15 protein-coding genes are annotated in these 14,950 nt (G+C 73.9%); 6 read left to right on the forward strand and 9 right to left on the reverse strand.

What is annotated here, in order from left to right:
- Nucleotides 1–402 (forward strand): VOC family protein, encoded by a 402-nt coding sequence (locus E0W78_RS06475; RefSeq protein WP_131403035.1) that lies wholly within the window; start codon nt 1–3, stop codon nt 400–402.
- A gap of 3 nt (nt 403–405) precedes the next feature.
- On the opposite strand, the gene E0W78_RS06480 is transcribed toward E0W78_RS06475, so the two are convergent.
- A complete protein-coding gene (locus E0W78_RS06480; protein WP_131403036.1) occupies nt 406–1,299 on the reverse strand; it encodes a DMT family transporter in 894 nt (297 codons plus the stop codon).
- A 165-nt stretch (nt 1,300–1,464) separates the two neighbouring features.
- Between E0W78_RS06480 and E0W78_RS06485 the strand changes: the two genes are divergently transcribed.
- The 4 genes from E0W78_RS06485 (at nt 1,465) to E0W78_RS06500 (ending at nt 6,860) form a co-directional block, all read left to right on the forward strand.
- On the forward strand, nt 1,465–1,821 hold the full coding sequence (locus E0W78_RS06485; RefSeq protein WP_131403037.1) for a hypothetical protein: 357 nt from the start codon (nt 1,465–1,467) through the stop codon (nt 1,819–1,821).
- Nucleotides 1,822–1,864: 43 nt separating this feature from the next.
- Nucleotides 1,865–2,089 carry a DUF2188 domain-containing protein gene (locus E0W78_RS06490; protein ID WP_131403038.1) on the forward strand — a complete coding sequence of 75 codons (225 nt, stop codon included), beginning with the start codon at nt 1,865–1,867 and terminating at the stop codon, nt 2,087–2,089.
- Between the two features lie 150 nt (nt 2,090–2,239).
- Nucleotides 2,240–6,490, forward strand: coding sequence for a family 78 glycoside hydrolase catalytic domain (locus E0W78_RS06495; RefSeq protein ID WP_131403039.1), 4,251 nt, complete (start codon nt 2,240–2,242; stop codon nt 6,488–6,490).
- 112 nt (nt 6,491–6,602) lie between these two features.
- Nucleotides 6,603–6,860 carry a hypothetical protein gene (locus E0W78_RS06500; protein ID WP_131403040.1) on the forward strand — a complete coding sequence of 86 codons (258 nt, stop codon included), beginning with the start codon at nt 6,603–6,605 and terminating at the stop codon, nt 6,858–6,860.
- 63 nt (nt 6,861–6,923) lie between these two features.
- On the opposite strand, the gene E0W78_RS06505 is transcribed toward E0W78_RS06500, so the two are convergent.
- The 8 genes from E0W78_RS06505 to E0W78_RS06540 form a co-directional block, all read right to left on the reverse strand.
- A complete protein-coding gene (locus E0W78_RS06505; RefSeq protein ID WP_131403041.1) occupies nt 6,924–8,396 on the reverse strand; it encodes a trypsin-like peptidase domain-containing protein in 1,473 nt (490 codons plus the stop codon).
- A 55-nt stretch (nt 8,397–8,451) separates the two neighbouring features.
- The gene (locus E0W78_RS06510; protein ID WP_131403042.1) at nt 8,452–9,861 is read right to left on the reverse strand and encodes a HAMP domain-containing sensor histidine kinase; all 1,410 of its coding nucleotides are present in this window, start codon (nt 9,859–9,861) and stop codon (nt 8,452–8,454) included.
- Entirely contained in the window at nt 9,858–10,556 is a 699-nt protein-coding gene (locus E0W78_RS06515) for a response regulator transcription factor (RefSeq protein ID WP_131403043.1), read from the reverse strand. The genes E0W78_RS06510 and E0W78_RS06515 overlap by 4 nt, the downstream gene beginning before the upstream one ends.
- A gap of 48 nt (nt 10,557–10,604) precedes the next feature.
- Nucleotides 10,605–11,468, reverse strand: coding sequence for a fructosamine kinase family protein (locus E0W78_RS06520; RefSeq protein ID WP_131403044.1), 864 nt, complete (start codon nt 11,466–11,468; stop codon nt 10,605–10,607).
- A 66-nt stretch (nt 11,469–11,534) separates the two neighbouring features.
- Nucleotides 11,535–11,909, reverse strand: coding sequence for an RNA-binding S4 domain-containing protein (locus tag E0W78_RS06525; RefSeq protein ID WP_131403045.1), 375 nt, complete (start codon nt 11,907–11,909; stop codon nt 11,535–11,537).
- Nucleotides 11,910–11,985: 76 nt separating this feature from the next.
- Nucleotides 11,986–12,504 carry a low molecular weight protein-tyrosine-phosphatase gene (locus tag E0W78_RS06530; RefSeq protein ID WP_242686257.1) on the reverse strand — a complete coding sequence of 173 codons (519 nt, stop codon included), beginning with the start codon at nt 12,502–12,504 and terminating at the stop codon, nt 11,986–11,988.
- A 1-nt stretch (nt 12,505) separates the two neighbouring features.
- Nucleotides 12,506–12,883, reverse strand: a complete 378-nt coding sequence (locus E0W78_RS06535; RefSeq protein WP_131403046.1) for a phage holin family protein — start codon at nt 12,881–12,883, stop codon at nt 12,506–12,508.
- A 4-nt stretch (nt 12,884–12,887) separates the two neighbouring features.
- Nucleotides 12,888–13,832: an EamA family transporter gene (locus E0W78_RS06540; RefSeq protein WP_165570424.1), complete on the reverse strand. Its 945-nt coding sequence runs from the start codon at nt 13,830–13,832 to the stop codon at nt 12,888–12,890.
- Nucleotides 13,833–13,865: 33 nt separating this feature from the next.
- Between E0W78_RS06540 and E0W78_RS06545 the strand changes: the two genes are divergently transcribed.
- Nucleotides 13,866–14,921: a histidinol-phosphate transaminase gene (locus E0W78_RS06545; RefSeq protein WP_131403048.1), complete on the forward strand. Its 1,056-nt coding sequence runs from the start codon at nt 13,866–13,868 to the stop codon at nt 14,919–14,921.
- The last annotated feature ends 29 nt before the right edge of the window (nt 14,922–14,950 follow it).

A 14,950-nucleotide genomic window follows, 5' to 3' on the forward strand; every position in this document is an offset into this window, starting at 1 on the left:
ATGACCGCACCCGTGCCGTACCTGCTCCTGCCGGGCACCGCCCGGGACGCCCTGCGGGCCTACGCCGAGACGTTCGGCGGCCAGGTCGAGCTGCACACCTACGCCGACTTCGGCCGCGACGACGGGCCGGGCGACGCGGTGGCGCACGGCCACCTCGGCGGCGGCCCGGTCGAGCTGTTCGCCGCCGACGTGACGGGCGACGAGGCGTCGTTCCGGGCGGAGGGGCTGCTGCTGTCGCTGCTGGGAGCAGCCGACCCGGACACGGCGCACGCGTGGTTCACGGCTCTGCGGGACGGCGGACGCGTCGTGTCCGACCTGCAGCAACGGCCCTGGGGCGCGTCCGACGGACAGGTCGTCGACCGCTTCGGGGTGCCGTGGCTGCTCGGCTACGAGCCGGCGTGACGCCTAGGCCTCGGCGGCGACCTTGCGGCGGGGCCGGATGCGGGTGATGGCGACGCCGGCCAGGCTCAGCACGCCGCCGACCAGCGCGAGCGCAGCCGGGGTCTCGTCGAGCAGCGCCCAGGCGATGCCCGTCGCGACGACCGGCACGAGGTACGTGGTGGACGCCGCCTGGCCGCTGCTGATGCGCGCCAGTGCGTACGACCAGGTGCTGAAGCCGATCGCGGTCGGGAACACGCCCAGGTAGACCAGCCACAGCACGTCGGACGTCGTCGCGTCGCCGAGCTCGCGCACCAGCTGCGGCGCGAACGGCAGGCAGACCACCGCGCCGACGACGCAGCCCAGCCACACCGACATGACCGGCTTGACGTGGGCCAGTGCGGGCTTCTGGGTGAGCGTGCCGATCGCGTAGGTGACGGCGGCGACGAGGCACAGCACGACGCCGGTGGTGCTGGCCGTCGCGACGGCGTCGGGGTCGCGGGTGCCCAGCGCGATGAGCGCGACGCCGGAGAAGGCCACGGCGATGCCGACCAGCAGCGGCTTGGGGAAGCCCTCGCCCAGCACGAACCCGGCGAACAGGGCCACGAGCGCAGGCGCGACGTTGACGACGAGCGCCGCGGTGCCGGCGTCGAGGTGCTGCTCGCCGGCGTTGAGCGCGATGTTGTAGATGCCGAACCACACGACGCCGTAGATCACCACGAGCAGCAGCGGGCGTCCGGTCGGCATGGCCGCCCGGGTGGGCCGGGCGATGAGCGTGAGCGCCAGGGCGCCGACGAGCACCCGGCCGAGGGTCAGCGAGCCGGGGGAGAAGGCGTCGCCCAGGGCGCGGATGGCCACGAAGGCCGAGGCCCAGAGCAGGACGGTGACGGCCAGGGCCGGCACGGAGAGGTCGCGTCGCACGGACCCACGCTAGGGCGGGCCGCCGACAGGGACGAGGCCCGGACCGGCCAGACGAGCACGAGATCCCGCCACCGAGGAAAATCACGTGTTCACATGCGGCGATCCGCGCCCGGTCCCCCGCGCCGCCACCCCTAGGTTGTGCCTCGACCTGAGGAAGAGGTGGAGATGCGTAGCAGGCCGCTGAGGGAGATGGTCGACCTGGTGATCGACCAGGCCGAGATGGAGAACCCGCACGTCCGCTTCAGCGTCTGGCTGTCCCCGGACAACGCCGACGCGTTCGCCGCGACCTACCGCCGTCACGAGGTGGTCGGCTCGGACCTGGTCGGCGACGAGCTGGTCCGGCTCGAGCCGGTGCTCGACGGCACCGTCGCGTCCGCCCGGGCCAGCAGCTACGTGGCCGACCTCGACGAGGAGATCATCAGCGTCTTCGGCTCGGTGCTCGACGTCGCGCGCGTGACGGCCGCCTCGGCGACCGCCGCCGGTCGCGCCGTGCCCGAGGGCGCCCGGGCCCTGCCGGCCTGACCCGGCTGGCTCGCGCCACCACCCCGCGTCTACCGTGGACGTCGTGCACGACGCGGTCCCGGCTCCCTCCGACGAGGTCGAGACGTACCCGCGCCACGGTCTGTGGCACAACCGCCTGATCGCCTCCGACGGCGGGTTCCTGGGCACGCACACGACGCGCGACGAGGCGGTCGCCGCCGGACGCGACGAGGCTCGCTGGCGCCGGGTGCCGCACGTCGTCCGCGAGGTCGACGGCAGCACGCAGCGGCGCATCCTCGACGACGCCTGACCCGCCCGGACGCGGAACCTCCCTGGCCGGATCCGGCAAAGTGCTGGCGGCGATTGAATCCTTTCACTAGGTTCGTGACCTACGTCACGTCCCCGACGATCGGACTCTCCCGTGCGCAGGTCGACCCCCCTTTCCGGACGGCGCCTCCTGGTGCTTCCCCTGGCCGCCGCGCTGACCGCGGCCGGGCTGCTGGCGGCACCGGCCGCGACGGCCGCACCGCGGGCCGAGGCGGCCGCCGCTGCCGTGCCGCACGAGCAGCCGCCCACGGGCCTGACCGTGAACGGCCTGGACCGCCCGGCCGACCTCGAGGACCTGCAGACGCCGACGTTCTCCTGGCACCTGCCCGCGATCGCCCGGCAGTCGGGCTACCGCGTGGTGGTGTCCACCAGCGCGGCGAAGGCGGCCGCCCACGACGGCGACGTGTGGGACTCGGGACCGGTCGACTCGGCCGACCAGACCGACGTCGCGTACGAGGGGCCGGCGCTCGAGACCTCGCGCCGCTACTACTGGACGGTCCAGGCCCGCGACGAGCAGGACCGCGCGCTGCCGTGGGCCGAGCCCACCTGGTTCGGCACGAGCCCCGGCGCCACCTGGGAGGGCGCGACCCCGGTCTGGGCGCCCGCGCCCACGTCCCGCTGGACCGACTACACGCTGTCGGCGCGCCTCACGATCGGCGAGACGGCGGTCGGCCTGCGCTTCCGGGCGAGCGACTCCAACAACTCCTACATGTGGCAGTTCCGCGGTGCGGACAACCGCCTGGTGCCGCACAAGCAGACCAACGGCGCCTACGCGACGCTCGGCACGGCGGTGAACCTGCCGGCCGGCACCCTCGCGGTGGGCACCGAGGCGACGGTCCAGATCCAGGTCGCCGGCTCCACGATCACCACGCGCATCAACGGCGTCCAGGTGGACCAGCGCACCGACGCGTCCCTCGCCTTCGGCGTGGTCGGCGTGCGCACCGGCAACTCCGAGTCGGGCCGCCTGGACGACGTGCGGGTGGTCTCCTCCTCCGGCACGACGCTGCTGGACGCCGACTTCTCCGGCGCCAACCCGTTCGCGTGCGGCACGGTCTCCGGCGGCGCCCTGCAGGTGCCGCGGGCCGCGAACTGCCTGCTGTCGGGCTACGGCACCGACTGGGTGATGCTGCGCAAGGACGTCACGCTCGAGGACAAGCCGATCGCCTGGGCCACCCTGAACGCCACCGGCACGGACTGGAGCGCGTCCAAGCAGTACGTGTTCAAGGCCGCCATCGACGGCGAGGTCGTGGGCCTCGGGCCGACGGCCCCGGTCGGCACCGAGACCCGCTTCGACGGGTTCGACGTCACGTCCCACCTGGAGCCCGGCACGACGTCCACGATCTCCATGATCGCCAACAGCCGGAGCACGAACGCCCGACTGCTCGCCCAGCTCCGCGTCGTCTACACCGACGGCACGAGCCAGGTCGTCGGCACGGGCTCGGACTGGAAGGCGCTCTCGGCCGGCGCCGTCTACCCGTCGCCGGGCAGCTACGGCACCAGCTACTTCACCGCCCCGCGCGAGGACCTGGACGCCCGCCGCTTCCCGACCGGCTTCGACCGGCCCGGCTTCGACGACTCCGGCTGGGCGGCCGCGGAGGAGCGGTCGGCCATCGCCGACCTGCGTGCCGCGCCGATGGCGAAGGTCCAGGAGCAGCGCCGCGACGCCGCCACGATCAGCGACAAGGGCGACGGCCGCTACGTCGTCGACTTCGGCCGGACGTGGATGGGCGGCATCGCCTGGGACGCCCTCGGCGCCACGGACGGCAGCCAGGTGCAGGTCCGCTTCGGCCAGGTGCTCAACCCCGACGGCTCGGTCAAGCACCAGACGTCCGCCACGAACACCTACCTCGACACCTGGACGCTGCGCGGCGGCGACCAGCACCTGGAGACGTGGGGCATGCGCACGTTCCGCTACGTCGAGATCATCGGCGCCACCGCGCCGGTGACGGCGCAGACGCTCAAGGCCGTCGCGCTGGTGTACCCGTTCGACGAGGAGGCGTCGGCGTTCGCCTCGTCCAGCGACAACCTCGAGCAGGTCTACGCGCTGTCGAAGAACACGATCGAGGCGACGAACCTCAACTTCTACACCGACTCGTGGGAGCGCGAGCGCACCAACTACGAGGCCGACGCCTACCTGCAGCAGATGTCGTCGCTGTACCTCATGGACGACCTGTCGCTCGGGCGCTACTCGATGGACTACTTCCGCAGCAACCGCACCTGGCCGACCGAGTGGCCGCCGTACGTGGTCCTGGCCGTGCACGACGCCTGGCGCCAGACCGGCAGCACCGACCAGGTGCGCGACTACTACGAGAACCTCAAGACGAAGCTGCCGTCGAGCCAGTGGCTCGACGCCACGACCGGGCTCATCCGCAAGACGACCCGCTCGAACGGGTGCAGCTCGCAGACCGACTGCGACATCGTCGACTGGCCCACGAGCCAGCGCGACGGCTACGTCTACCGCCAGCACAACACGGTGATCAACGCGATCGCCTACCGCGCGCTGGCCGACATGGCGGCGATGGCCGAGGCGATCGGCGAGGACGCGGACGCCGCGACGTACGCGCAGCAGGCCGACGACCTGCGCGACGCGATCAACGCGAAGCTCTACGACGCCCAGGCCGGCGCCTACGACGACGGCGCGGACGCCGACCTCGTGCTGACCGGGCACAAGTCCATCCACGCCAGCGCCTTCGCGCTCGCGTTCGGCGTGCCCGAGGCGTCGGAGCGGCCGCGGGTCGCGGCGTTCGTCAAGAGCCGCGGCATGGCCTGCAGCGTCTACTGCGCGGCGTTCGTGGTGAAGGGCCTGTACGACGGAGGCGACGGCCAGACCGCGCTCGACCTCATGACGGCCGAGGGCACCAGCAGCTGGATGAACATGATCCGCGTCGGGGCCGGCGCCACGATGGAGGCCTGGGACCTGTCGCAGAAGTCGAACACGAGCTACTCCCACCCGTGGGCGGCGTCGCCGGCGTTCAACGTCCCGTCCGGCCTGTTCGGCATCCAGCCGCTCGTGGCGGGCTACGAGAAGGTGGCGATCAAGCCGCAGCCCGGCTCGCTGGAGTGGGGCACGATCCGGACGCCGACGGTGCGCGGCAGCATCGGTGCCGCCTTCCGCCGCGACGGCGACGCCACGACGGTCGTGGCGTCGGTGCCGGGCAACACGGCGGCGACCGTGAGCGTCCCGACCCGGGCGACCGAGCCGACCGCGCTGTGGGTCGACGGCGCCCGGCGCACCGTCACGCCGACCGACGGCTTCCTCGTCGTGCCGGTCGAGGCGGGCTGCCACGTGCTCTCGCCGGCCGCCGACACCGACGTCGACCGGCTCACCTCGGTGTGCGCGCAGGCGCCGGTGGCCGCGCCGACCGTCGAGGCAGCCGTCAGCGCGGCCGGCGAGGACGGCTGGCACGGCGCGGGTGCCGCGCTGACGCTCACCGCGACCGAGCCGTCCGCCGACCGCACGGTCGAGGTCAAGGTCGACGCCGGTTCCTGGCAACCGTACACCGGCCCGGTCGCGCTCGAGGACGGGGCGCACACGCTCGCCTGGCGCCTGGTCGAGGGCGGCACGACCGTCGCCGACGACACGCTCCAGGTGAAGGTCGACGGTGTCGCGCCGACGGTCGAGGCGTCCGTCCAGGGCCGCACGCTGACGCTCGCCGCGCAGGACCACGCGTCCGGCGTCCGGGCGATCGAGTACCGCTTCGGCGAGGAGTCGTGGCGTCGCTACTCGGCCCCGGTCGCGCTCGACTCGGCTGCCCGCACGGTGACCTACCGGGCGACGGACCGGGCCGGCAACGCCTCCGGCACCGGGTCGGTCGAGGTGCCGGCCGACGCCAGCGCCCCGGTGGTCCGCCGGGCGCCGACGGTCAGCGGGACGGCCCGCTACCGCCAGCGCCTCACCGCGACCGCCGGCACCTGGAGCCCGTCCGGCGTGAGCACCACCTTCCAGTGGCTGCGCGACGGACGCCCGATCGCCGGGGCGACCGGTCGCTCGTACGTGGCCGGCCGGGCCGACGTCGGCACGCGGCTCTCGGTGCGGGTGCGGGCGACGCTGCCCGGCCGCGCCGCAGGCGTGGCCACGTCGGCCGCGACGGCGCGCGTCGCCAAGGCGTCGAGCCGGACGCAGGTGACGGCCTCGCCGCGCACGGTCCGCAAGGGCCGCAAGGTCTCGGTGACGATCCGTGTCTCCGGGGCCGGCGAGCGGGCCACCGGCGTGGTGCGCGTCGGCCGGACGCGGCTGCCGGCCGTGACCCGCCAGCTGTCCGGTGGACGCGTGCGCATCACCTTCGTGCCGCGCGGCACGGGCCGGCAGAAGGTCACGGTCCGCTACGGCGGCAGTGCCGTGCTGCTGGCGAGCACCGCGTCGGTGCGGTACCGGGTGCGCTGAGCCGTCGGTCGTCCGTCCCCGGACGGGGCGGACGACCGGCTGTCCCCGAGGGGTGACCGGCTGCGGACGGTAGCGTCGGTGGCTCATGTCATCCATCGGGGGAGGAACCCACATGAACGTCCGAGTCATCACCCGCACCGCGGCCGCCGGCGCGCTCGCCGCGGGCATCCTGACCGCCACGGCCGGGCCCAGCACAGCCGCCGGCTACACCAGCCCCGGCTACCACTCGCGGGCCGCGTGCGAGGCCGCGCAGCGAGCCTGGCAGAGCTCGTGGACCCGGGTCACGAAGTCCTGCTACAGCTACCTGGTCACGGCCAACGGCTGGTCCCTGGACTACTACAAGTACCGCTTCGAGGGCGTCACGCGCTGAGCCGCCCGGACGCGACGAGGGCCGACGACCACGTGGTCGTCGGCCCTCGTGCGTGCGGAGCGATCAGCTGGAGAGGTCGCCGCCGTCGGAGTCGAGCGTGACGTCGGTCGTCTGCGTCTTGCCGTCGCGGACGTACGTGACCTCGACCTTGTCGCCGGGCTGGTAGCCGCGGATCGCCGCGACCAGCGCGTCGGAGCTGCCGACCGCGTTGCCGCCGACCGCCGTGATGACGTCGCCCACCTCCAGGCCGGCCTTGTCACCGGCGCTGCCCTCGGACACCTCGCGCACCTGCGCGCCCACCGTGGTGATGCCGTCGGACTCGACCGCGGGGGTCACCGTCACGCCGATCCGGGCGTGCTCGACGGTCTTGCCCTCGACGAGCTGCGAGGCGACGTTCTTGGCCAGGTCGATCGGGATGGCGAAGCCCAGGCCGATCGAGCCGGACTCGCCGCCCGAGCTCGTCCGGATGGCCGAGTTGATGCCGATGACGCGTCCGTCGGCGTCGACGAGCGGGCCACCGGAGTTGCCCGGGTTGATCGCCGCGTCGGTCTGCACCGCCGGGAAGACCGTGCTGTTCGAGCCGGTCGCGTCCGCGGACGTCACGGGCCGGTTGAGCGCCGAGACGATGCCGCTCGTGACCGTCGACTCCAGGCCGTACGGCGAGCCGATGGCGACGACCTCCTGGCCGACGCGCAGCGCGGCCGAGCTGCCCAGCGTCGCCGGGGTCAGGCCGGTCTTGCCCTCGGCCTTGATCACCGCGAGGTCGGTCTTGGGGTCGCGGCCCATGATCGCGGCCTTGGCCAGCGAGCCGTCGTCGAACGACACGGTGATCGTGCCGCCGTCGGCCGCGGACTCCACCACGTGGTTGTTGGTGAGGATCTCGCCGTCGCTGCTCAGGATGACGCCGGTGCCCGTGCCGGACGCGTCGTTGCCGCCGACGTTGATCTGGACCACCGATGGCATGACCGCCTCGGCGACCTTCTCGACCGTGCCGGCCGGCAGGTCGGACGCCTTGGCGTCCTGCGCCAGCGAGCTGACCGTCGGGCTGCTGGAGCCGCCGTCGTCGTTGGCCGCGTACAGCGCGGCGCCGCCGAAGCCGGCCGCGGTGCCGATGAGTGCGGCGCCGACGAGGCCGGCGACCAGCAGGCCACCGCGACGGGGCCGGTCGTGCTTCTCGGCGGCCAGCGCGCCGGCCGCGGCCGGGGCGGGCTGCTGGGCGGCGTGGTCGCTGTAGCGGTGGGTCCACGCGGCGTCGTCGGCCGGCGGGCCGGCGGGCGCACCGGCGGCGGACGCCGCGGGGGCGGCGGGGGTGCTCCAGTCGGCCGCCGCGGGCTGCTGGGTCGTGGACTGCTCCGCGGCGGGCTGCTCGGCGGTCACGTCGTGCTGCGCGGGAGCATCGGGCCCGGGTCGCTCGAAGCGGGTCGTGTCGGACGTCGCGGCGTCGGAGCCGGCGTCCAGGCGCGTCGTCGGCTCCTCGTCACGCTGTCCCGGCGGGACGTACGGACGGCCGGCGTAAGGATCCTGCGGTTCGCTCATGCTCCGAGATTCTCCTGCCTCGCTGAGAGAAGACTGTGTCCAGTCTGTACGTCGCTCAAGAAATCGGCGCGTCGGGTCCGGGGGACCATCCGGGCAGCCGCACGGTGAGCAGGGCGCCTCGTCCGGGGGCGGAGTCGGCGGTGACCGAGCCGCCGTGGCGGGCCACCGCCTGGGCGACGATCGACAGGCCCAGGCCGGAGCCGGGCTGGGTCCGCGCCTCGCTGGAGCGGTAGAAGCGCTCGAAGACGTGCGGCAGGTCCTGCGGCGGGATGCCGGGCCCCTCGTCGACGACCGTGAGCTCGCCGTCGACGAGGCGCACGGTCACCGTGCCGCCCTCGGGGCTCCACTTGGCGGCGTTGTCGAGCAGGTTGATGACGGCGCGCTCGAGGATGAACGGCTCGCCGAAGAACATCCACGGCTGCAGCCGCACGTCGAAGGTGAGCCCGGGTGCGCGGCGCCGCACCCGGTCGACCGCGGCCTCGACGACGGTGGCGAAGTCGGCCGCCTCGGGGCTGCGCCGCAGCGGCTCGTCGCGGGCGAGCTCGACCAGGTCGCCGACGAGGGTGGTCAGCTCGGCGAGCTGCCCGTGGACGTCGTCCATGACCTCGCGTCGCTGCTCGGGCGAGAGCGGACGGTCGCTGGCGAACGCCTGCTCCATGAGCTCGATGTTGGTGCGCAGGCTGGTGAGCGGGGTGCGCAGCTCGTGGCCGGCGTCGGCGACGAGCTGACGCTGGCGCTGCTGGGACGCGTCGAGCGCGGCCAGCATCGCGTTGAAGGACGTGCCCAGGCGGGCGAGCTCGTCGTGGCCGTGCACCTCGACGGGGGTCAGCTGCTGGGTGCGGGCGACGCGCTCGGTGGCGGACGTCAGGCGGCGCACCGGGCGCAGGCCGGTGGACGCGACGAGCCATCCGGCGAGCGCCGCGACGAGGATGCCGACGCCGCTGGTCGCCCACAGGATGATGTTCATCCGGCGCAGGCTCTGGTAGATCGACTCGGCCGACTGGGCCAGCACCAGCGCCTTGCCCGAGCCCGCGTTCACCGCGACGACCCGGTAGTGGGTGCCGTTGATGCGGGCCGTGCGGGTGGAGTGCTCGCCACGACCGAGCGCGACCTCGCGCTCGACGCTCGAGACGTACTGCATGGCGGCGAGGTCGTCGAGCGCCTCGCTCTTGAACAGGGTGCCACCGTAGATCACGCCGACCTGCACGCCGCCGAGCGAGAGCGCCTCGGGCTGGTAGCCGCGGATGATGTCCTCGGTCGTGTGGTTCTCGACCGCGTTCTCGGCGCGCTGCAGCAGCGCGTCGTCGAGGGAGTGCACGAGCTCGTCGCGCAGCACGAAGTAGACCGAGGCGTTGATCGTGGCCAGCACGAAGCCCACGGTCGCGGCGGTGAGCACGAGGATGCGCGTGGCCAGCGAGAGCCGGCTCGTGGCGGCGCTCAGCGCACGGTGGACCGGGTTCGTCACGACGCGCCCGGCGGCTCGCGCAGGACGTACCCGACGCCGCGGACGGTGTGCAGCAGGCGGGGCTCGCCCTCGGCCTCGAGCTTGCGCCGGACGTAGCCGACGTAGACCTCCAGCGAGTTGGCGGTGGTGGGGAAGTCGAAGCCCCACACCTCCTCGAGGATGAAGCTGCGCTCCAGCACCCGCCGGGGGCGGCGCAGGAACAGCTCCAGCAGGTCGTGCTCGGTGCGGGTCAGGACGATCTCGCGGTCGCCGCGGAACACCTCGCGGGTGACGGGGTCCATGCGCAGGTCGGCGAAGACGAGCGGCGCCTCGTCGGGCTCGGTCGCGGCGGCGCTGGCGGCGCGGCGCAGCAGGGCGCGCACGCGGGCCAGCAGCTCCTCGAGCGCGAAGGGCTTGGCCAGGTAGTCGTCGGCGCCGGCGTCCAGGCCGTCGACCCGGTCGTCGACCGCGTCGCGGGCGGTGAGCACCAGGATGGGGACGTCGTTGCCCGCGCCGCGCAGCGCGCGGGTGGTCTCCAGGCCGTCCAGGCGCGGCATCATCACGTCCATGACGATGGCGTCGGGGTCGACCTGGGAGACCCGGGCCAGGGCCTCGGCGCCGTCGGACGCGGTCTCGACGGTGTAGCCGTTGAACTCCAGGGAGCGCCGCAGCGAGTCACGCACGGCGCGGTCGTCGTCCACCACGAGGATGCGCATGGCCCCAGTGTGCCGGGCCGGTCTGAGACGAGACTGAGCGTCCACGCGTCACCGGCCCAGCAGCGAGCGGGCGGCCGTGGCGGCCCGGGCGCCGTAGGAGCCGCCGAACAGCACCGCGTGCACGAGCAGCGGGTGCAGCTGGTGCAGCCCGACCCGGCGCTGCCACCCGTCGGCGAGCGGGAACGCCTCGTCGTATGCGGCCAGGACGTGCGGCAGGTTCGGGACGCCGAACAGCGCGAGCATCGCCAGGTCGGTCTCGCGGTGCCCGCCGTGGGCGGCGGGATCGATCAGCCAGGCGCTGTCGGCGGTCCACACCACGTTGCCGGCCCACAGGTCGCCGTGCAGCCGCGCGGGCGGCTCGGCCGGCCCGGACAGCTCGTCGATCCGGTCGAGCACGGCCTGGACGTCCGCCGCCTCCTCGGGAGTGACGGCGGCCCGGTCGACGGCCAGCCGCAGGTACGGCTGGACGCGGCGGGCGGCGTAGAACTCCGGCCACGTGCCGAGCGGACGGTTGGGCAGCGGCGCGAGCCCGACGTAGCCGTCGCGCTCGGCGCCGAAGACGTCCGCGCCGGCGCGGTGCGTGGTGGCCAGCGCCCGGCCGAACGCCTCGGCCGCCTCGACGCTGGGGCGGGCGGGCTCGACCCAGTCCAGGACGAGGCAGTCGTCGGTGACGGCCAGCACCTCGGGGACGGGGGCCCCGCCGGCCTCGCGCAGCCAGCGCAGGCCGTGCGCCTCGGCGGCGAAGAAGCCCGCGGGCGGGTGCGGCCGGGTCTTGAGCACGACGCTGCGGCCGCTGGTCAGCCGCAGCCGGGTCGTGGTGCAGATGCTGCCCCCGGCGACGGGGGACGTGGACACGACGGGCTGGCCGAGGAGCGACTCCGCCCTCGCCGCGGTCGCCGCGTGTCGTGCCATGGGGACGACGCTACCGGCCCGGGGCCAGCGGCGCGGTCGGAGCGACGCCGGCCCGCCCCGGCTCGGTCAGCTGCCCCGCAGGCGGTCGATCTGGCGTCGCTCGCGCTTGGTCGGACGTCCGGCACCCCGGTCGCGCCGCGGCATCGCCAGCCGCTCCTCGCGCGGCGGCGGGGGCGGGGAGTGGTCGGTGTAGCACTCGGCGGCCACGGCGGCGCCGACCCGCTTGGTCAGCAGCCGCTGCACGACCACCACGCGCTCGCCGCCGGGCGTCGTGGCGGTGACGCGGTCGCCGACGTGCACCGGCTGGGACGGCTTGGCCCGCTTGCCGTTGACGTGGACGTGCCCGCCCTTGCACGCCGTGGTCGCCGCCGACCGGCTCGCGAACAGCCGGACCGACCACACCCAGGCGTCCGTCCGCACGCTGCCCGGCTGCTCGCTCATGCCGGCGCCGACGCGGAAGAGGCACGGTACGTCGACACCGGCATGAGGATCCCGATGCTTCGCTCGCGCTGCTCGCTCATGCCTCCAGTGTCGCCCGCAGACGGTCGACCAGGACGTCCGCCGTGCGCTCGACCATGGCCAGGACGACCTCGAACCCCTCGCCGTCGCCGAAGTACGGGTCGGGCACCTCGGCGTCCTCGTCACCGGCCTCGGGGTCGAAGGCGCGGAACATCATGAGCCGTCCGGCGGCGTCGACCGTCGGCGTGAGGTCGTGCATGTCGGCCCGGTTCGACTGGTCCATCGCCAGAAGCAGGTCGTTCTCGGCGTACCAGTCGGTGCTGAAGTGCCGGGCGACGTGCCGGGTCGGGTCGTAGCCGTGGGCGCTGAGCGTGGCGGCCGCCCGCTCGTCCATCGGCCGGCCCAGGTGCCAGTCGCCGGTGCCCGACGACGTGACGGTCACGCGGTCGGCGAGCCCGGCCTGGTCCAGACGGTGCTCCAGCACGACGTGCGCCATGGGGGAGCGGCAGATGTTGCCCAGGCAGACGACGGCCAGGCGGTACCGGCCGTCCTCCTCCGGCGGCGGGAGCGTGGGCACGTCAGTCCAGGACGGCGCTGACGACCGCGTTCACGATCGAGATGACGATGGACGCCAGGATGGCCCAGCCGAACCCGTCGACGAAGAACCCGAGGTCGAGCTGGCCGGCGATCCACTCGGTGAGCAGGAGCAGCAGGGCGTTGATGATCAGCAGCGCCAGGCCGAGCGTGAGGATGATGAACGGCAGCGACAGCACGTTCAGCACGGGCTTGACGTAGACGTTGATGAGCGCGAACACCGCGGACACCACGGCCAGCGTCAGCCACACGGTGGACGACTCGGCACCGGCGTCGGCGATGTTCATGTGGTCGCCGAGCAGGCCGGCGGCGGCGGCGAGCGCGATGGCGCTCGAGATCCAGGTCACGAGCAGAGCAGGCATGTCCTCATTGTGGCGTGGGGAGCTCGGCGGGCGCCGCCCGGCGCGCCGACTGGGCCAGCACGATGCCGGCCATGACGACGGCGACGCCCAGCAGCTGCACCCCGGCCAGCGACTCGGCGAACCAGGCCCAGCCGAGCAGCACCGCGAGCACCGGCTCGAGCGTGGCGACCATCGTCACCTGCGTCGCGGGCAGGTGCTGCAGCGCGACGAGCTGGAGGAAGAACGGGGTGACGGTGCCGAGCACGACCACCCACAGCAGCGGCAGCCAGAGCGGGACGCTCAGGTGGTCGAGCCGCTCGAGCGCCGACACGTCCTGGGTCAGGTCGGGGAGCCGCCAGCTCGGGCTGACCAGGTTCATCAGCACCGCGGCCATGACGAAGGACCACACGATGACGTGCAGCGGGTCCTGCGTGCCGACGTTGTGCTCGCCGAGCAGGAAGTACGTGGCGAAGCTGACGGCCGCGAGCAGTCCCATGGTCACGCCGAGCGCGTCGAGCTGGAGCCCCTCCCAGACCTGGGCGACGAGGGCCAGGCCGCCGACGGCGCAGGCGACCGCGCCCCACATGCGTCGGTGGACGTCCTCGCGGCGCACCGCACGGACCCAGAGCACGACGAGCACGGGCGCCAGGTACTCCAGCAGCAGGGCGATGCCGAGCGGCAGCCGGTCGATCGCCACGTTGTAGGTCAGCTGCAGCGCGGCGACGCCGACCAGGCCGAGCCCGGCGATGAGCAGCAGCGAGCGTCCGCGCGGGGGACGCAGGGCCGCCGGCCGCCACAGGGCCGCGAGCAGCGCCAGCACGATCGCGGCGCCGGTGATGCGGGCGGACGTGAACGGCAGCGGGTCGATGCCGCCGTCCATGGCGATGCGGGAGATGCCGCCGTTGAGGCCGAACAGCACGGCTCCGGTCAGCACGAGCACGTAGCCCCGGCGGGCGGTGGCGGCGGTCACGGGGCGATCATGCCAGCCCACTACCCTGCCCCCATGGCCACGCCGACCTCGCGAGACGTCCTCGCCTCGATGCCCGTCTACAAGCCCGGCCGCGTCGCGCTCGACGAGGCGCACAAGCTGTCCAGCAACGAGCTGCCGTACCCGCCGCTGCCGAGCGTGCTGGAGCGCCTGGGCGGCGAGCTCGGCCGCATCAACCGCTACCCCGACGCCGGCAACACCGCCCTGGTGGAGCGTCTGTCGCAGACGCTGGGCCAGCCGCCCGAGGCGTTCGCGGCCAGCACCGGCTCGGTCGCGGTGCTCTACTCGCTGCTCAGCGCCTACTGCTCGCCCGGCGACGAGGTCGTCTACGCGTGGCGCTCGTTCGAGGCCTACCCGATCGCGGTCGGGCTGGCCGGCGCCCGCTCGGTCGGTGTGCCGCTCACCGCGGACGGCCGCCACGACCTCGACGCGATGGCCGCCGCGGTCACCGACCGCACCAAGGTCGTCATGGTCTGCACGCCGAACAACCCCACCGGGCCGGTCGTCGAGCACGACGCCCTGGTGCGGTTCGTGGACGCGCTGCCGCCGCAGGTGCTCGTCGTGGTCGACGAGGCGTACGTCGAGTTCGTCCGCGACCCCGCCGCCGCCCGCGGCCTGGACGTGCTGGAGGGCCGCCCGAACGTCGTCGTGCTGCGCACGTTCTCCAAGGCGTACGGCCTGGCCGGCCTGCGCGTCGGGTACGCGGTGGCCCACCCGCAGGTGGCCCAGGAGGTCCGCAAGGTCGTGGCGCCGTTCAGCGTGTCCGGCGTGGCCCAGGCCGCCGCGATCGCGTCGCTGGACGCTGCCGACGAGCTGGCCGAGCGGGTCGAGGGCGTGGTCGCCGAGCGCACGCGTCTGCGCGACGCCCTGCTCGAGGCGGGCTTCGAGGTGCCCGAGGCCCAGGGCAACTTCGTCTGGCTGCCGCTCGGGGACGACGCGCTCGAGTTCGCCGAGGCGGTTGCGCCGATCAGCGTCCGTCCGTTCGCCGGGGACGGCGTCCGCGTGAGCGTCGGCCTGCCCGAGGCCGGCGACCACTTCCTCGACCTCGTGCGGGCCTGGCGCGCCCGCTGAGACCGCCGGGGGGCGCGCGAGGGGGAGGG

It is taken from the genome of Aeromicrobium sp. IC_218, assembly GCF_004336805.1.
Taxonomy (GTDB): domain Bacteria; phylum Actinomycetota; class Actinomycetes; order Propionibacteriales; family Nocardioidaceae; genus Aeromicrobium.

Coding starts and splice junctions, on each gene's coding strand:
- E0W78_RS06520 (WP_131403044.1), bottom strand. CDS start 11,468: ATGGCACGACACGCGGCGACCGCGGCGAGGGCGGAGTCGCTCCTCGGC.
- E0W78_RS06535 (WP_131403046.1), bottom strand. CDS start 12,883: ATGCCTGCTCTGCTCGTGACCTGGATCTCGAGCGCCATCGCGCTCGCC.
- E0W78_RS06545 (WP_131403048.1), top strand. CDS start 13,866: ATGGCCACGCCGACCTCGCGAGACGTCCTCGCCTCGATGCCCGTCTAC.
- E0W78_RS06525 (WP_131403045.1), bottom strand. CDS start 11,909: ATGAGCGAGCAGCCGGGCAGCGTGCGGACGGACGCCTGGGTGTGGTCG.
- E0W78_RS06485 (WP_131403037.1), top strand. CDS start 1,465: ATGCGTAGCAGGCCGCTGAGGGAGATGGTCGACCTGGTGATCGACCAG.
- E0W78_RS06475 (WP_131403035.1), top strand. CDS start 1: ATGACCGCACCCGTGCCGTACCTGCTCCTGCCGGGCACCGCCCGGGAC.
- E0W78_RS06505 (WP_131403041.1), bottom strand. CDS start 8,396: ATGAGCGAACCGCAGGATCCTTACGCCGGCCGTCCGTACGTCCCGCCG.
- E0W78_RS06500 (WP_131403040.1), top strand. CDS start 6,603: ATGAACGTCCGAGTCATCACCCGCACCGCGGCCGCCGGCGCGCTCGCC.
- E0W78_RS06515 (WP_131403043.1), bottom strand. CDS start 10,556: ATGCGCATCCTCGTGGTGGACGACGACCGCGCCGTGCGTGACTCGCTG.